The following is a 16,503-nucleotide window of genomic DNA, read 5'->3' on the forward strand; positions in this document are numbered from 1 at the left end:
GCGAACCTCTCCGGTCCCTCGAAGTCCGAGGTCCCGGAGCAACTGGTGAACGGGCAGGCGGCGAAGGCGGCGCAGGCCGCCGCACCGGCCTCTCAGTCGGTGGCGGCCGCCTCCGCCGACGCCTGGGCGCTACCGCGGGCCAGGATGCGGCGGAAGGTGTAGTCGGCCACGTCGCGGCCGGCCTGGAGGGTCGCGGCGTCCGACTCCGTGACCGCCTTCCCCGACGTATAGCCGGAGATCGTGAAGTAGGCGTACCGCCCGATCGCGTTCGCCGAGCTCTGGCAGGCGGTGCGGCGGCAGAAGACCGGCACGCCCCCGCCGGAGAGCGAGGCGATGTTGGGCTTGTACTGGTCCTTGGCCTTCTCGGCCGCCGCCTTGCCGTCGAAGACGGCGACGCCGACCGTCACCGCGACGCCGTCCCGCGAGAAGGTGGCCCGCAGCAGCTTGCGGCAGCCGTTGTTCACCAGGACCGTGCCGAGCCCTCCCTGGGCGGCGGTGGCGCAGCTGGTCGTGGAGGCGGTGGACGCCTTCGCGTACGAGCGGTCGTCCTTCATGGCGCTCTTGTCCGGGAAGAGGGTGGCCGGGCTCAGCGGCGCCTTGTCCCGCTCGGCGCTGGAGATGATGTCCAGCGGCTTCGGCGGCGCGGGCGGGGCCACATCGGAGAAGGTGGGCTCGGGCGCGGCCGACTCGCTGGGGAGCTCCTGGGGGGTGGGCAGCCCGTCGGCCGAGTCGCCGCCGTTCTTGCCCTTGTGGCCGCTGCTGACCACGGCGATGGCGACGATCGCGGCGACCGCGGCGGTCGCCAGCGCCCCGCCGCCGATGAAGAGCAGCTTGCGGCGGCGGTCGCGGGCGGCGGACTGGTCGGCGAGCGCCGCCCAGTCCGGGGTCGACTGCTGAGGCGGCTGAGATCCTTCGGGCCCGTAAGGCCCCCCTTGCGGCCCGTAAGGCCCCCCTTGCCCAAAGCTCATGGCGCGCATCTTAGACCGGCCGGATGACCGGGGGGACCCGCCGTGCGGGCACGCCACGCGGCACGCCCCGCCCGGTACGCCGTCCCGCCCCGCGCGGAGGGGCGGGCGCGTCTCGTGGCCTCCTGTGCGGTGGGGCGGGCGCGTCCCCTGGTCTCCCGTCGGGTGTGTGGTGGGGCGGGGGGCGTTTTGACCCATGGCGGGGCGGGCCGGTATTCTGCCAGTTCGTTATGCGTATTGGCTTGCTCGTTCTCACGTGAGAGGCCGTTACGCCGGTTCACCGGGCCGATGACCAGCGGCAGGCACTCGGATGCGTCACCGATGTGCGGCCAGGGCTGTCGTGATCGTCCGGGTGGCCTTGTCCGGACCCGTCCCTCCGGTCCTCGCGGATCCGGGGAGACCCACTCACTGAAGAAGCGAAGGCTACGACCGTGCGTACGTACAGCCCCAAGCCCGGCGACGTTCAGCGTCAGTGGCACGTCATCGACGCCACCGACGTGGTTCTGGGCCGTCTGGCCTCCCAGGCCGCCACCCTTCTGCGGGGCAAGCACAAGCCGGTGTACGCACCGCATGTCGACGCTGGTGACTTCGTCATCATCATCAACGCCGACAAGGTGCACCTCTCCGGCAACAAGCGGACCCAGAAGATGGCGTACCGCCACTCCGGCTACCCGGGTGGTCTGCGCTCCATCCGCTACGACGAGCTGCTGGAGAAGAGCCCGGAGAAGGCCGTCGAGAAGGCCATCAAGGGCATGCTCCCCAAGAACACCCTGGGCCGTCAGATGCTCTCGAAGCTGAAGGTGTACTCGGGCGACCAGCACCCGCACGCCGCTCAGCAGCCGGTCCCGTTCGAGATCACCCAGGTCGCGCAGTAGTCCGGCCACCCCTTACGACGAAGAGAATCTGAGGAGCATCGTGGCCGAGACCACCGCCGAGACCCCCCTCGATGTCGAGGAGTACACCACCGAGAGCGTCGAGACGATCGAGTCGGAGTACACCTCCGAGTCGCTCGCTTCCCGCTTCGGTGACCCGCAGCCGGCCGCCGGCACCGGGCGCCGCAAGAACGCCGTGGCGCGTGTTCGCATTGTGCCGGGCAGCGGGCAGTGGAAGATCAACGGACGTACCCTTGAGGAGTACTTCCCCAACAAGGTTCACCAGCAGGAAGTCAACGAGCCCTTCAAGGTGCTCGAGCTGGACGACCGCTACGACGTCATCGCCCGCATCGCGGGTGGCGGCGTCTCCGGCCAGGCCGGAGCGCTGCGTCTGGGCATCGCCCGCGCGCTGAACGAGGCGGACGTGGACAACAACCGCGGCCCGCTCAAGAAGGCCGGCTTCCTGACCCGTGACGACCGCGCCACCGAGCGTAAGAAGTCCGGTCTGAAGAAGGCCCGCAAGGCGCCGCAGTACAGCAAGCGCTGACGCCCATCGCGGCACCGCAGCTTCACCCGAACGCCCCGGCGGCACCACCTGTGCCTCCGGGGCGTTCGGCTATCGCCACCTGGGGGCGTATACCTACAAGCAAGGTCCAGCCCCCCAGCTCGTAACTTCGGAGGACACCAGTGGGACGACTCTTCGGTACGGATGGTGTGCGCGGCGTCGCCAACGCCGATCTGACGGCTGAGATGGCGCTCGGCCTGTCGGTGGCCGCGGCGCATGTGCTCGCCGAAGCGGGAACCTTCGAGGGCCATCGACCGGTGGCGGTGGTCGGACGGGACCCGCGGGCGTCCGGGGAGTTCCTGGAGGCGGCCGTGGTGGCCGGACTGGCCAGTGCCGGGGTGGACGTGCTGCGGGTCGGCGTGCTGCCCACCCCGGCCGTCGCGCATCTGACCGCGGCGCTCGACGCGGACCTCGGGGTGATGCTCTCCGCGAGCCACAACCCGATGCCCGACAACGGGATCAAGTTCTTCGCCCGCGGCGGCCACAAGCTCGCCGATGAGCTGGAGGACCGCATCGAGACCACCTACCGCGCCCACGCCTCCGGTGAGCCGTGGGACCGGCCGACCGGCGCCGGGGTGGGCCGGGTCCGGACCTACGACGAGGGCTTCGACGCCTATGTGGCCCATCTGGTCGGCGTCCTCCCCAACCGGCTTGACGGCCTCAAGGTCGTCATCGACGGAGCGCACGGCGCCGCCGCCCGGGTCTCCCCGGAGGCGTTCGCGCGGGCCGGGGCCGAGGTCGTGACGATCGGCACCGACCCGGACGGCCTCAACATCAACGACGGCTACGGCTCCACCCACCTCGCCCGGCTCCAGGCCGCCGTCGTGGAGCACCGGGCGGACCTCGGCGTCGCCCACGACGGGGACGCCGACCGCTGTCTCGCGGTGGACGCGACGGGCCGGGAGGTCGACGGCGACCAGATCCTCGCCGTCCTGGCGCTGGCCATGCGCGAGGCGGGCGAACTGCGCAAGGACACGGTGGTCGGCACCGTGATGTCCAACCTCGGCTTCAAGCTCGCCATGCAGCGGGAGGGCGTCGAGCTGGTCCAGACGGCGGTCGGGGACCGCTATGTGCTGGAGGAGATGAAGACCCAAGGCTACGCGCTGGGCGGTGAGCAGTCCGGACACGTGATCGTCCTCGACCACGCCACCACCGGGGACGGCACGCTCACCGGTCTGCTGCTGGCGGCCCGCGTCGCCGCCACCGGCCGCACCCTGGCCGACCTCGCGGGCGTCATGGAGCGCCTGCCGCAGGTGCTGGTCAACGTCCCCGACGTGGACAAGTCCCGCGTCTCCTCCAGCGCCGACCTGGCCGCGGCCGTCGCCGAGGCGGAGCGCGAGCTGGGCGAGACCGGCCGGGTGCTGCTGCGCCCCTCGGGCACCGAGCCGCTGGTGCGGGTCATGGTCGAGGCGGCCGACATCGACCAGGCCCGCTCGGTCGCCGGGCGGCTGGCGGACGCGGTGAAGTCGGCCCTGGGCTAGGTCCCGGGCGGTGGTCCAGGGGGCAGCGGGCTCGGTAGGGGCCAGGGGTCCAGGGGCCCGGCCCCCTGGTCCGCTGGTCTTCCGGGTGTTCCGGGCCCTGGTTTTCCGGATTCCGGTCTTACGGGCCCCGGTCTTCCGGGGCCCGGTCGGTCTCCCGGGGCCCGGCTGTCCGGGACCCGGCCGGTCTTCCGGGGCCCGGCTGTCCGGGACCCGGCCGGTCTTCCGGGCTGCCGCTCGCCCCTCCGGACCCGTTCCGCCCGGCTGCTGGACCCCGACCCTGTGGACCTCGCCCCGTGCCCTGTGGACCTCCACCCGGCCCCGCGGCCACGGCCGTCCGGGTCACGCGTCCGGGCCGTGCGTCCGGCCATCCGCCCGGTCTCCGGCCCTCGGGCCCGGACCGTGCGCCCGGCCCGTCGGGCCGGTTCGCGGGTCAGCCCCGCGGCAGCGTCCGTCGCCGCTGCCGTTTCCACAGCACCTTCTGGAGCACCAGCGTCAGCGTCCCGGCCAGCACGATCCCCACCAGGTTCAGCAGCAGCTGCTCGGTCGAGCCCCACATCTGGTGGATCTCGCCGTAGCCGAGCGCCACCGCCGCGTTGGCCGCCGCCGGGACCGTGGTCACCGAGATGGCCACGCCCACCAGCGCACCGGACTTCGCCGAGGTCAGCGAGAGCGTTCCGGCGATCCCCGCGAGCACGGCCACCACGAACGAGAACATGTCCGGCTTCCAGATGAAGTCCGTGTTCGGCCGGGCGCCCTCCAGCATGTCCGCGCTGAACAGCCCCACGGCGTCCATCAGCATGCCGAAACCGGTCGTCAGCGCCATCGCCGCGGCGAATCCCACCAGCAGCGCGATCGCCGAGCGGGCGGCCAGCCGCGGTGCGCGCCGCACCAGCGCGGTGCACAGCCCCGCCAGCGGTCCGAACTCCGGGCCGACGGCCATCGCGCCGACGATCAGGATCGCGTTGTCCAGCACCACACCGCATGCCGCGATCATCGTCGCGAGGGTGAGGAAGGCGAGATAGGTGACCGAGAGCGTGGACTCCTCGTGGGTGGCGTCCGTCAGCTGCTCCCACAGGACGGCGTCCGCTCCCTCACCGGGCGCGTCCTCCTCCGCCTCGTCGGCACGCCGGGACAGCGACAGGTCGATGTTCTCCACGGCGATCGAGCCGGTCTCGTCCAGCCCCAGCTCACGCAGCTCGCCCAGCAGGGAGTCGCCCGCCTCGCGTGCCACGTCGCACATCACGACGTCCCCCATGGGGTTGCGCGCGGCGCCCGGCAGCACCACCAGATGGGTGGTGCCGACCGTCTTCTCGACGGTGCGCACCACCTCCTCGGTGCGGTCGGCGGGGACGATCAACCGCAGATGCAGCACGGCACGCTCTCCTCAGAGTTTGCGCAGGGACAGCCGCTGGACCTTGTGGTCCGGTCCCTTGCGCAGCACCAGCGTCGCCCGGCCCCGGGTGGGCTGGACGTTCTGCTGGAGGTTGGGCATGTTGATGGTCCGCCAGATCATCCGGCCGTAGTCCAGTGCCTCCTCCTCGGAGACCTGGGTGTACTTGCGGAAGTACGAGGACGGGTCCTGGAAGGCCGTCTGCCGCAGCTTCCGGAAGCGGCCCAGGTACCAGCTCTCGATGTCCTCGGTCCGGGCGTCCACGTACACGCTGAAGTCGAAGAAGTCCGCCAGACCCACCCGGGTCAGCCCGTCCTTCCCCGGCAGCGCGGGCTGGAGCACGTTGAGCCCCTCGACGATCAGGATGTCGGGGCGGTGCACGGTGAGCCGCTCACCGGGCACGATGTCGTAGATCAGATGCGAGTAGACGGGCGCCGACACCTCCGCCCGGCCCGCCTTCACATCCGCGACGAAGCGGGTCAGCGCCCTGCGGTCGTAACTCTCCGGGAACCCCTTGCGGGCCATCAGCCCGCGCCGCTGGAGCTCGGCGTTGGGGTACAGGAAGCCGTCGGTGGTGACCAGCTCCACCCGGGGGTGCTCCGGCCAGCGGGCCAGCAGCGCCTGGAGCAGCCGGGCGGTGGTCGACTTGCCCACCGCGACGCTGCCCGCCACGCCGATGACGAACGGGGTACCGGGCTGGGCGCCGTTGCCCCGCTTGGTGTCGCCGAGGAAGGTGTTGAGCGCGCCACGCAGATTGCCGGTGGCGGCCACGTAGAGGTTGAGCAGCCGGGACAGCGGCAGATAGACGTCGCGCACCTCCTCGAGGTCGATGACGTCGCCGAGCCCGCGCAGCCGCTCGACCTCCTCGGCGGTCAGCGGCAGCGGGGTCTTGTCCCGCAGCGCGCTCCACTCGGCGCGGGACAGGTCCACATACGGGGTCGCCTCGCCGCCCCGCCGCTGCGCCTCGCGCACGGTGCGCGCCTCGCGCGCGGTTGACGTGATCACCCAGTCATTGTCATGGCTGGGACCGGCCGGGGGACGGGCTCCGGGACGTGGGGTCGGTCACCCCGGGCCGGGGGCGGGGGAGTCTCAGCCGGGGAGCACGCCGGAGACCGAGCCGGTCGGGGTGGTCCTGGACGCGTCGGGGACCGTCACCTTCACGGGCTTGCCGAAGTCGGTCAGGTTCATGGTGACCATGACGCTCCCCGTGGTCAGCGTGGCGGACAGCTCCAGCCGGGCCGGCCGCCCGCCCTCGTCCACCCAGACCAGCGCCAGGTTGGGCAGCCCGCCGCCCATCGCCTTCCGGGCCGTCTCGAGTTGCTTCCGCCGCTCGTCCGCCAGGCCGAGGGTGAGCGTCCGGTAGTCGAGCGTGCCGCCGTAGAGGTGCACCGGGCGGCCGTCGATCGTGGTCGTGCCCCGGTCCGACACGTCGCGGATGGCCGACACCTGCCGCAGGACGTGCTCGGGGTCGTTGAGCGGGGCGCGCAGCAGGGAGTGGGCCCTGGCCTTGTCCCGGTCGATGACCGCCCAGCGGCCCTTGGGAACGGTCCGGCTGCAATAGACCTCACCCCCGCTGAAGACCTCGTCCATGTGGTCGACCGCGCCGTCCGGTAAGTCGACCGACAGCCTGCCCTTGTCGGCGGCCAGGTCGAACGGGCCCGCTATGGAGACGGTGGATTCCTCGTCCCCGCCGCGGATCACGACGGTCTCGTCGATCCGGGCGCTGGTGGCGCGGGCCTTCGCCACGGCGGCGCGGACGATGTCGACGGGTCTGCCGCCCGTGCTCTTCGCGGCGGATGGTTGCGCTCCGGTCTTCCCGCCCGGCGTCTCGGTGACGCGGACCTTCTCGTCCGAACCCGATGAACAGCCGGTGCCGAGCGCGAGCAGTAACACGGCGACGGACGACGACATGGTGATACGGCGCACGATCCCCCCTGGGAAAGTGAAAGGGCGGCCCCCCCCGGCCGCTCGTGCGCATTATCCACGGCAGCAGAGGGGCCTGGGCGTGGCCGGTGGTCGGCCTGCCGACCCCGGGGCCGTACGCTGCGTCCATGTGCGGAATCGTTGGTTATGTGGGAGGGCAGTCCGCCCTCGATGTCGTCCTCGCCGGGCTCAAGCGGCTCGAGTACCGCGGCTATGACTCGGCGGGCGTCGCCGTGCTGGCCGACGGTGGGCTGGCGGCCGCCAAGAAGGCGGGCAAGCTGGCCAACCTGGAGAAGGAGCTGGCCGACCGGCCGCTGCCCAGCGGCGGCACCGGCATCGGCCACACCCGGTGGGCCACCCACGGCGGCCCGACCGACGCCAACGCCCATCCGCACCTGGACAACGCGGGCCGGGTCTCCGTCGTCCACAACGGCATCATCGAGAACTTCGCCGCGCTCCGCGCCGAGTTGGCCGAGCGCGGCCACGACCTGGCCTCCGAGACCGACACCGAGGTCGTGGCGCATCTGCTCGCCGAGCAGTTCTCGTCCTGCGGCGACCTCGCCGAGGCGATGCGCCAGGTCTGCCGCCGGCTGGAGGGCGCCTTCACCCTGGTCGCGGTGCACGCGGACGCGCCCGATGTGGTGGTCGGGGCGCGCCGCAACTCGCCGCTGGTCGTCGGCGTCGGCGAGGACGAGGCGTTCCTCGCCTCCGATGTGGCCGCCTTCATCGCCCACACCCGCGAGGCCATCGAGCTGGGCCAGGACCAGGTCGTGGAGGCCCGCCGGGACGGTGTGGTGGTCACCGACTTCGACGGGGCGCCGGCCGAGGTCCGCCCGTACCACGTGGACTGGGACGCCTCCGCCGCCGAGAAGGGCGGCTACGACTACTTCATGCTCAAGGAGATCGCCGAGCAGCCGAAGGCCGTCGCGGACACCCTGCTCGGCCGCATCGACCTGGCCGGGAACCTCTGCCTGGACGAGGTGCGCATCCCGGCCTCGGTGCTGCGCGAGGTCAGCAAGGTCGTGATCGTGGCGTGCGGCACCGCCTACCACGCCGGCATGATCGCCAAGTACGCCATCGAGCACTGGACCCGTATCCCCTGTGAGACGGAGCTGGCCAGCGAGTTCCGCTACCGCGACCCGATCCTGGACCAGCGGACGCTGGTGATCGCCATCTCCCAGTCCGGCGAGACCATGGACACCCTCATGGCGCTGCGGCACGCGCGCGAGCAGGGCGCGAAGGTGCTGGCCATCTGCAACACCAACGGCTCCACCATCCCGCGTGAATCGGACGCGGTGCTCTACACCCACGCCGGGCCCGAGGTCGCCGTCGCCTCCACCAAGGCGTTTCTCACCCAGCTGGTGGCCTGCTACCTGGTGGCGCTCTACCTGGGTCAGGTGCGCGGCACCAAGTGGGGCGACGAGATCCTGTCCGTGATCCGCGAGCTGTCGGAGATCGCCACCCAGGTGGACCAGGTCCTGGAGACCATGGAGCCGGTGCGGGAACTGGCCCGGACGCTGGCCGACAAGAACACCGTGCTCTTCCTGGGCCGGCACGTGGGCTACCCCGTCGCCTTGGAGGGCGCGCTCAAGCTCAAGGAACTGGCCTACATGCACGCCGAGGGCTTCGCGGCGGGCGAGCTCAAGCACGGGCCGATCGCGCTCATCGAGCAGGACGTGCCGGTCGTGGTGGTCGTGCCGTCGCCGCGCGGGCGGTCGGTGCTGCACGACAAGATCGTCTCCAATATCCAGGAGATCCGGGCCCGCGGCGCCCGCACGATCGTGATCGCCGAACGCGGCGACGAGGCGGTGGGCCCGTACGCCGACCACCTGATCGAGATCCCGGCCACCCCGACCCTGCTCCAGCCGCTGGTGGCCACGGTGCCGCTCCAGGTCTTCGCGTGCGAGCTGGCGACGGCGCGGGGCAACGAGGTCGACCAGCCGAGGAACCTGGCCAAGTCGGTGACCGTGGAGTGACCGGGTGATCGTCGGCGTGGGCATCGATGTGGCCGGTATCGACCGTTTCGCGGAAGCGCTGGAGCGCACCCCCGGGATGGCGGACCGGCTGTTCGTCGAGCACGAACTGTGGCTGCCCAGCGGGGAGCGCCGTGGCATGGCCTCGCTGGCGGCCCGGTTCGCCGCCAAGGAGGCGCTCGCCAAGTCCCTGGGCGCCCCCGGCGGGCTGCGCTGGACGGACGCGGAGATCCTGACCGAACCCAGCGGCCGGCCCCGCCTCTCGGTACGCGGCACGGTCGCGGTGTGCGCGGAGCGGCTGGGGGTGCGGGGACTGCATGTCTCGCTGAGCCATGACGCGGGGGTCGCGTCGGCGGTGGTGATCGCGGAGGGGTGAGGGTTCCGCCGGGTTCCGCTGAGTGCGGGTTCCGCTGGGTGCGTGGTCGGGTGCGGGTGCGGGTGCGGGTAGTTGGTGGTTGCTGCGTGGTGCTTGTGCGGGTGCGTGGTGGTTGCTGGGGTGCGCCCGCTGTTCGTGGTGGGTGCCGGGGGCGGGGCCTCCGGTGCGGCGCCCTGGACCGCATATTTACGGCGCCGGTGCCCGGGGGCGTGGGGTGGGCCGGGAATTGGCGCCACAAATATGCGACAGCGTCCAGGACACCACCCCTCCGACCCCGCCCCCTCCCGTCTCGTCGGCGCCTGCCCGCCGGTGGCACAGGCCCCGGCCAGATTCCCGGTCGCCCGGGGACGGGCGCTCGGCGGGGTGGGTACGACCCCGCCCCCTCCCGTCTCGTCGGCGCCTGCCCGCCCGGTGGTCGTCGTCAGGCGCTCGGCCAGAGCGCTTCAGCGTGTGGTGTCGATCGCGACGTACTTCTCCTCGAGGTACTCGTCGATGCCGCTGCTGCCGCCCTCGCGCCCGATACCGGATTGCTTGACCCCGCCGAAGGGGGCACTGGGGTCGGAGACGTAGCCGCGGTTGAGCCCGACCATGCCGGTCTCGATCTGCTCGACCATGCGCAGCGCGCGCCCGAGATCCTGGGTGTAGACGTAGCTGACCAGGCCGAACTCGGTGTCGTTGGCGGCGTGCAGGGCCTCGGCCTCGGTGGTGAAGGTCTGGATCGCCGCCACCGGGCCGAAGATCTCCTCCCGGATGATCCGGGCGTCGGCGGGGACGTCGGTGATCACGGTCGGCGGGTAGAAGTAGCCGGGCCCCTCGGGCACGGCGCCACCCGCGCGCAGCCGAGCCCCGCCGGCCACGGTTTCCTCGACCAGGTCAGCCACCCGCCGGCGCTGCCGGTCGTCGATGAGTGGGCCGAGGTCGGTACTCGGGTCGGTGCCGACGCCGAGGCTCAGGGTGCTCATGCGCTCGACGAGCCGCTCGGCGAACTCCTCGGCGACCTCGGCGTGGACGTAGAAGCGGTTGGCCGCGATGCATGCCTCGCCGATGTTGCGCAGCTTGGCGGTCATCGCGCCCGCGACCGCGGCGTCCAGGTCGGCGTCGGCGCACACCACGAAGGGGGCGTTACCGCCGAGCTCCATCGAGGTCCGCAGCACGTTCTGCGCGGCCTGGGCGAGCAGCAGGCGTCCGACCGGGGTCGAGCCGGTGAAGGAGACCTTGCGCAACCGGCGGTCGGCCATGAGCGGTTCGGACAAGGCCGAGGCATGGCTGGTGGGCACGACGTTGACTGCCCCGTCGGGCAACCCCGCCTCGACGAGCAGCGACACCAGCGCATTGGTGGTCAGCGGGGTCTGCGGGGCCGGCTTGACCACGCTCGTGCAGCCTGCGGCCAACGCCGGGGCGATCTTGCGCGCCGGCATCGCGAGCGGGGCGTTCCAGGGGGTGATCAGCAGGCAGGGCCCGACGGGCTGGCGCATCACCAGTACCCGCGCCGAACCGTCCTCGCTGACCTTCCAGCCGCCGTCGATGCGCACGGCCTCCTCGGCGAACCAGCGCAGATAGCCTGCCGCGTAGGCGACCTCGGAGCGCGACTCGGCCAGCGACTTGCCCATCTCCAGGGTGATCAGCAGCGCGAACTGCTCGGTGCGCTCCAGAAGCAGGTCATGGGCGCGGCGCAGGATCTCCGCCCGGCGCCGGGGCGGGACCGCGGCCCACTGCGGCTGGGCGAGGGTGGCCGCCTCCAGGGCGTCCAGCCCGAGCTGCGCGGTGGCGTCGGCGACGTGGGCCAACGTCTCGCCCGTGGCGGGGTTCTCCACGGCGAAAGTCGCCCCGTTCGGGGCCGGAATCCAGCGGCCCCCGATGAACAGATCGGTTCGGACCCAGTCGAGCACGGACGACGGCGACTCCGAGGATGACTCGGGAAGCACGGCATTCACGACGGTCTTCTTTCGATTCTCGTGATGGTGTGGGTGGCCAGGACGGGCGCGCGTGCCGAGCCCGTCCTGGCCCGTGGCGAGGAGCCGGTCAGGCGCTCGCGGCCAGGGCGGCGACGATCGCGTCGGCCATCGGGGCGCTGGAGGCCGGGTTCTGCCCGGTGAACAGGGTGCCGTCCTGCACGGTGTAGGGCTGGTAGGCCGGGCCGCTCTCGTGGCGGGCACCGAGCTCGCGCAGCCGGCCGGCCAGCAGCCAGGGCGCGCCCTGCGCGGTGCCGAAGATCTCCTCTTCCTCGTCGGTGAAGGCGGCCATGCGCCGGCCGGTGAAGCGCCAGCTGCCATCGGCCTCGGTCGCGCTGAGCAGGCCCGCGGGCCCGTGGCAGACCGCGCCGATGATCTTGTTCTGGTCGTCGGCCTCCATCAGGAGCCGCCCGAGGTCGGCGTCCTGGTAGAGGTCGACCACCGGGCCATGGCCGCCGGGCAGGACGATCGCCGCGTAGTCGGCGAGGTCGACCTTCGCGAGGTCGAACGGCGGCCCGAACGCCGCGAGCGCCGCCTGGGCGTGGGCCACGTGCTCGGCGCATCCCTCACCGGCGACCGCCGGGTCGGCGCTGTGTGCGTCGAGGGGCTGGAGAACCCCGCCGGGCGAGGCGAAATCGACGGTGTGCCCGGCCGCGACGAACGCCGCATGCGGGGCAGCGAGCTCCTCGGCCCAGTACCCGGTCGGATAGGTCGACCCGTCTGCCCGTACCCAGGTGTCGGCGGCCGACATGACGATCAGGATCTTGCTCATCAACTGTTCCTCCAGAGGAATCGGATGGTGGGAAACCGTTCAGGCCTGGGCGAAGTCGGTCAGCGGGGCCCGGTCCTTCGAGGCGTCGAGCGTGGCGCTCAGGGCGTTCACTTTCGCCGTGGCGTAGGCGTGGGAGTCCGAACCGAGCACCTGACGCAGCTCGGTGCCCCCGGCGACGACGTTGGCGATCATCTGCTCGGCGCCCTTGACCGGGTCGCCGGGCTGGCTGCCCGGCATCCGCAGGTGGGTGGCGACCATGTCGCGGATGGCCGGGTAGGCGTCGGTGGTCTCGGCGGGCAGCACCAGCGAGTCGGTGCTCAGGAAGTCGGTGCGGAAGTAGCCCGGCTCGACGATCGTGACCGTGATCCCGTGGTCGGCGACCTCGGCGGCCAGCGACTCGGACAGGCCCTCCAGGGCGTACTTGCCCGCGCAGTAGAGCGCCCAGCCCGGCACCGAGACCAGGCCGAGCACCGAGGAGACGTTGACGATGTGACCGCCGCCCTGCGCACGCAGCGTCGGCAGGGTCGAGCGCAGCACGTTCCACACACCGACGACCTGCACATCGAGCATGTCCCGCACCGCCTCGGCGCTGGTCTCCTCGACCGCGGCGAGGTAGCCGTAGCCGGCGTTGTTGACCACGACGTCGAGCGAGGAGAAGCGCTCGGTCGTCCGTGCCACCGCTGTGTCGACCGCGCTCGGGTCGCGCAGGTCGACCTCCAGGACGAGCAGTCGGCCGGTGTCGGCGGAGCGGGCCCGCAGCGCGTCGGTCAGCCGCTGGGCCGACCGGGTCGTGGCGGCGACGTTGTCGCCACGCTCGAGCAACTGGGCGACCAGCTCGAGGCCGAAACCGCGGGAGGCCCCGGTGACGAACCAGGTGGCCGGGCGGCCGGTGGGGTAGCTCATGAAAGGGAAAGCTCCTCTCCGGGATGCGGCCGGTGTGTCCCGACCGCCGTGAACACCACAATGGCCGCGGACCGGGACCCCCGGGCCGTCATCCGGCGCCCTCCGCGTCCTAGGACGCGGAGACCTAGGACGCGGAGGTCCAGGCGGGATCCCCGGAATGCGCGGCACACTGAGGTGATGACCGAGAAGAACCAGGAGCTCGCGGATTTCCTGCGCCGCGCACGCAGTCAGTGCGACCCCGCACGCGCCGGACTGCCCGCCGACGCGCGGGTCCGGCGGTTTCCGGGACTGCGCCGCGAGGAGGTGGCGCTGCTGGCCGGTGTCTCGACCGACTACTACGCCCGGCTCGAACAGGGACGGCGGATCGTCCCGTCCCCGTCCGTCCTCGAGGCCCTCGGTCGCGCCCTGGAGCTCGACGCCGCCGGTCAGACCCACCTCGAGGACCTCATCGGGGCAGCCAGCAGACCCCAACGTCCCCGCCCACGCGCCGTTCAGCGGGTCCGCCCCGGGCTGCGCCAACTCCTCGACGCCCTCGACGGCGAACCGGCAATGATCCTCGGACGCCGCACCGATGTCCTGGCCACCAACCGGATGGCCCGAGCACTGTTCGCCGACTTCGATGCCCGCCCACCGGCCGAGCGCAACTACGCACGCTGGATGTTGCTCGACGAGGACGCCCGCGCCCTGTTCGTCGATTGGGAGCTCCAGGCCCGAGCCGCCGTGGAGAGCCTGCGCCTGGAACTCGGCGCCGACCCACACGACCGGGCGACAAGAGACCTCGTGGCCGAACTGCGCACCAAGAGCGCCGAGTTCCGCGGCTGGTGGGACGAACACCGCGTTTACCAGCGCACCCACGGCTCCAAACGGCTATGCCACCCCGTCGTCGGGGACCTCACCGTCGACTACGAGACCCTCACCCTGCCCGGCGACACCGACAGCACCCTCTACGTCTACACCACCGAACCTGGTTCGCCCTCCCACCAGGCCCTCGACCTCCTCGCCAGCTGGACACTGTCCCCACGGCCGAGCTCAAACACGAACACGCAATAGCCGACCATGCTTGAGCGCGGACCCGGCCAGCGTTTCACCGAGAGGCCGGAGGAGGGGCGGGGCACCCTTCCGCCCAGCGCCCTAGCCGCAGACGAGGCCGGAGAGGGCGGGGTCGTACCCACCCCGCCGAGCGCTCGTCCCCGGGCGACCGGGAATCTGGGCGGGGTCTGTGCCACCGGCGGGTGGCCGCGAGACGGCGGGAGGGGGCGGGGGTGTACCCACCCCGCCGAGCGTCCGTCCCCGGGCGACCGGGAATCTGGGCGGGGTCTGTGCCACCGGCGGGTGGCCGCGAGACGGCGGAGGGGGGGCGGGGTTGTACCCACCCCGCCGAGCGCCCGTCCCCGGGCGACCGGGAATCTGGGCGGAGCCTGTGCCACCGGCGGGCAGGCGCCGAGGAGACGGGAGGGGGCGGGGTTGGTACCCACCCCGCCGAGCGCCCGTCCCCGGGCGACCGGGAATCTGGCCGGGGCCTGTGCCACCGGCGGGCAGGCGCCGACGAGACGGGAGGGGGCGGGGTCGGAGGGGTGGTGTCCTGGACGCTGTCGCATATTTGTGGCGCCAATTCCCGGCCCACCCCACGCCTCCGGGCACCGGCGCCGTAAATATGCGGTCCAGGGCGCCGCACCGGAGGCCCCGCCCCCGGCACCCACCACGAACAGCGGGCGCACCCCAGCAACCACTACGCACCCGCACAAGCACCACGCACCCGCACCCAGCGGAACCCTCAGCCCAGCACGTCCCGCCACGTGTCCGTCAGCGCCGTCGACACGTCGTACGCCGCGATGGGCGCCCCCTGCGGGGCCGTGACGCGGCGGGCGGCGAGGCCGTGGAGGTAGGCGCCGACCGAGGCCGCGTCGCGGGCGGTGAGGCCCGCGGCGAGCAGGGAGCCGATCAGCCCGGACAGCACGTCGCCGCTGCCCGCCGTGGCCAGCCAGCCGGTGCCGGTGGGGTTGACGCGTACCGGCCGACCCTCGGTGGCGATCAGCGTGGTAGACCCCTTCAGCAGTACGGTCGCGCCGTAGCGCTCGGCCAGCGCGCGAACGGCGGCCAGGCGGCCCGCCTCGACCTCCTCGCGGCTCACGCCGAGCAGCGCCGCCGCCTCGCCCGCATGCGGCGTGAGGACCGTCGCAGCCTCGCGTTTGCGCAGATCACCCCCTGTGGGCAGCAGGTGCAGCCCATCGGCGTCGACCATGACCGGGACATCGGAGGCGAGGACGTCGTCCAGGGAGTGCTTGGCCGCCGCGCCGTCGCCGAGGCCGGGGCCGACGACCCACGACTGGACCCGGCCCGCCTTGGCCGGGGGCCCGGAGTGGACGAGGGTCTCGGGGAAGCGCGAGATGACCGTGTCGGCCGCGGGGCCGACGTAGCGCACCGCCCCCGCACCGCCCCGCAGCGCGCCCGAGACCGCCAGCACGGCCGCGCCCGGGTAGCGGGCGGAGCCCGCGACGACGCCCACCACGCCCCGCCGGTACTTGTCGCTCTCCGGCGTGGGCCGGGGCAGCAGCGCGGCCACCTCCTCGTGCTGCAACGCCTCCACGTCGGGGTCGGCGGGCAGGTGCGCCGCCAGCCCGATGTCGATCAGGCGCAGGGCGCCCGCCCGCTCATGGCCCGGGTCGATGAGCAGGCCCGGCTTGTACGCGCCGAAGGTGACCGTGGCGTTCGCGTGCACCGCGGAGCCCCGCACCTCGCCGGTGTCGGCGTCGATCCCGCTGGGCAGGTCCACGGCGACGACGATGCCGCGCACCGCCCGGACCAGCCGCTCCGCCTCCGGCCGCAGACCGCCCTTGCCGCCGATGCCGACGATCCCGTCGACGACGAGATCGGCGCGGGCCACGACAGCCTCGGCCCCGCCGGCCTCGGTCCCGCCGGCCTCGGCCCCGCCGGCGTCCGTCCTCCCGGCGTCCGCCCTCCCGGCGTCCGTCCCGTCGGCCTCGGCCGCCACCACGCGTCCGCCGGCTGCCCGCAGGGCGGCGAGCCCGCCCCGGTGGGCCCGGTCGGGTTTGAGCAGCACCGCCGTGACCCCGGCGCCGCGCCGGGCCAGCCGGGCGCCCGCGTAGAGCGCGTCACCTCCGTTGTCGCCGCTGCCGACGAGCAGGGCCACCCGGGAGCCGTACACCCGGCCCAGCAGATCGGCGCAGGTGGCCGCGAGTCCCGCCGCCGCGCGCTGCATGAGCGCTCCTTCGGGCAGCCGCGCCATCAGTTCGCGCTCGGCGGCCCGTACGGTTTCGACGCTGTAGGCAATCCTCATGTCCACAGTCTCCCGAACGGCGGGCACTCCTCG

At 72.6% G+C, this 16,503-nt stretch carries 14 protein-coding genes; 6 read left to right on the forward strand and 8 right to left on the reverse strand.

The features are described 5' to 3' along the window. Positions 1 to 92: 92 nt before the first annotated feature. The gene (locus tag PS467_RS24200) at positions 93 to 968 is read right to left on the reverse strand and encodes a hypothetical protein (RefSeq protein ID WP_311036989.1); all 876 of its coding nucleotides are present in this window, start codon (positions 966 to 968) and stop codon (positions 93 to 95) included. Positions 969 to 1,396: 428 nt separating this feature from the next. On the opposite strand from PS467_RS24200, the gene rplM reads away from it, so the two are divergent. From rplM to glmM, 3 genes are all read left to right on the forward strand, one after another. Beyond that, the gene (rplM, locus tag PS467_RS24205) at positions 1,397 to 1,840 is read left to right on the forward strand and encodes a 50S ribosomal protein L13 (RefSeq protein WP_268973760.1); all 444 of its coding nucleotides are present in this window, start codon (positions 1,397 to 1,399) and stop codon (positions 1,838 to 1,840) included. 40 nt (positions 1,841 to 1,880) lie between these two features. Beyond that, positions 1,881 to 2,384, forward strand: a complete 504-nt coding sequence (gene rpsI / locus PS467_RS24210; protein ID WP_268973761.1) for a 30S ribosomal protein S9 — start codon at positions 1,881 to 1,883, stop codon at positions 2,382 to 2,384. Positions 2,385 to 2,524: 140 nt separating this feature from the next. Continuing rightward, positions 2,525 to 3,883 (forward strand): phosphoglucosamine mutase, encoded by a 1,359-nt coding sequence (gene glmM / locus PS467_RS24215; protein ID WP_311036990.1) that lies wholly within the window; start codon positions 2,525 to 2,527, stop codon positions 3,881 to 3,883. Between the two features lie 430 nt (positions 3,884 to 4,313). On the opposite strand, the gene PS467_RS24220 is transcribed toward glmM, so the two are convergent. From PS467_RS24220 to PS467_RS24230, 3 genes are all read right to left on the reverse strand, one after another. Next, positions 4,314 to 5,255 carry a DUF389 domain-containing protein gene (locus tag PS467_RS24220; protein ID WP_311036991.1) on the reverse strand — a complete coding sequence of 314 codons (942 nt, stop codon included), beginning with the start codon at positions 5,253 to 5,255 and terminating at the stop codon, positions 4,314 to 4,316. Between the two features lie 12 nt (positions 5,256 to 5,267). Next, a complete protein-coding gene (gene coaA / locus PS467_RS24225; protein WP_432280623.1) occupies positions 5,268 to 6,278 on the reverse strand; it encodes a type I pantothenate kinase in 1,011 nt (336 codons plus the stop codon). Positions 6,279 to 6,362: 84 nt separating this feature from the next. Next, positions 6,363 to 7,199, reverse strand: coding sequence for an SCO4651 family lipoprotein (locus tag PS467_RS24230; protein WP_311036992.1), 837 nt, complete (start codon positions 7,197 to 7,199; stop codon positions 6,363 to 6,365). A gap of 125 nt (positions 7,200 to 7,324) precedes the next feature. On the opposite strand from PS467_RS24230, the gene glmS reads away from it, so the two are divergent. Then, positions 7,325 to 9,172, forward strand: a complete 1,848-nt coding sequence (gene glmS, locus PS467_RS24235; protein WP_311036993.1) for a glutamine--fructose-6-phosphate transaminase (isomerizing) — start codon at positions 7,325 to 7,327, stop codon at positions 9,170 to 9,172. A gap of 4 nt (positions 9,173 to 9,176) precedes the next feature. Next, positions 9,177 to 9,545, forward strand: a complete 369-nt coding sequence (locus PS467_RS24240) for a holo-ACP synthase (RefSeq protein ID WP_311036994.1) — start codon at positions 9,177 to 9,179, stop codon at positions 9,543 to 9,545. 443 nt (positions 9,546 to 9,988) lie between these two features. Here the strand turns inward: PS467_RS24240 and PS467_RS24245 are convergent, their stop codons facing one another. The 3 genes from PS467_RS24245 to PS467_RS24255 form a co-directional block, all read right to left on the reverse strand. Beyond that, complete coding sequence (locus PS467_RS24245) at positions 9,989 to 11,470, reverse strand: NAD-dependent succinate-semialdehyde dehydrogenase (protein ID WP_311039942.1); 1,482 nt, start codon at positions 11,468 to 11,470, stop codon at positions 9,989 to 9,991. Positions 11,471 to 11,567: 97 nt separating this feature from the next. Further along, positions 11,568 to 12,269: a type 1 glutamine amidotransferase domain-containing protein gene (locus PS467_RS24250; protein WP_311036995.1), complete on the reverse strand. Its 702-nt coding sequence runs from the start codon at positions 12,267 to 12,269 to the stop codon at positions 11,568 to 11,570. A gap of 39 nt (positions 12,270 to 12,308) precedes the next feature. After that, positions 12,309 to 13,172: an SDR family oxidoreductase gene (locus PS467_RS24255; RefSeq protein ID WP_311036996.1), complete on the reverse strand. Its 864-nt coding sequence runs from the start codon at positions 13,170 to 13,172 to the stop codon at positions 12,309 to 12,311. Between the two features lie 177 nt (positions 13,173 to 13,349). On the opposite strand from PS467_RS24255, the gene PS467_RS24260 reads away from it, so the two are divergent. Further along, a complete protein-coding gene (locus PS467_RS24260; RefSeq protein ID WP_311036997.1) occupies positions 13,350 to 14,222 on the forward strand; it encodes a helix-turn-helix domain-containing protein in 873 nt (290 codons plus the stop codon). 724 nt (positions 14,223 to 14,946) lie between these two features. Here PS467_RS24260 and PS467_RS24265 read toward each other — a convergent pair. Continuing rightward, positions 14,947 to 16,470: an NAD(P)H-hydrate dehydratase gene (locus tag PS467_RS24265; protein ID WP_311036998.1), complete on the reverse strand. Its 1,524-nt coding sequence runs from the start codon at positions 16,468 to 16,470 to the stop codon at positions 14,947 to 14,949. Positions 16,471 to 16,503: the final 33 nt, after the last annotated feature.

The organism is Streptomyces luomodiensis (assembly GCF_031679605.1).
Lineage (GTDB): Bacteria > Actinomycetota > Actinomycetes > Streptomycetales > Streptomycetaceae > Streptomyces > Streptomyces luomodiensis.

Bases quoted from the DNA above. Each gene is read 5' to 3' on its own strand.
- PS467_RS24200 (WP_311036989.1), bottom strand. From the start codon at position 968: ATGAGCTTTGGGCAAGGGGGGCCTTACGGGCCGCAAGGGGGGCCTTAC.
- glmS (WP_311036993.1), top strand. From the start codon at position 7,325: ATGTGCGGAATCGTTGGTTATGTGGGAGGGCAGTCCGCCCTCGATGTC.
- PS467_RS24250 (WP_311036995.1), bottom strand. From the start codon at position 12,269: ATGAGCAAGATCCTGATCGTCATGTCGGCCGCCGACACCTGGGTACGG.
- PS467_RS24255 (WP_311036996.1), bottom strand. From the start codon at position 13,172: ATGAGCTACCCCACCGGCCGCCCGGCCACCTGGTTCGTCACCGGGGCC.
- PS467_RS24260 (WP_311036997.1), top strand. From the start codon at position 13,350: ATGACCGAGAAGAACCAGGAGCTCGCGGATTTCCTGCGCCGCGCACGC.
- PS467_RS24265 (WP_311036998.1), bottom strand. From the start codon at position 16,470: ATGAGGATTGCCTACAGCGTCGAAACCGTACGGGCCGCCGAGCGCGAA.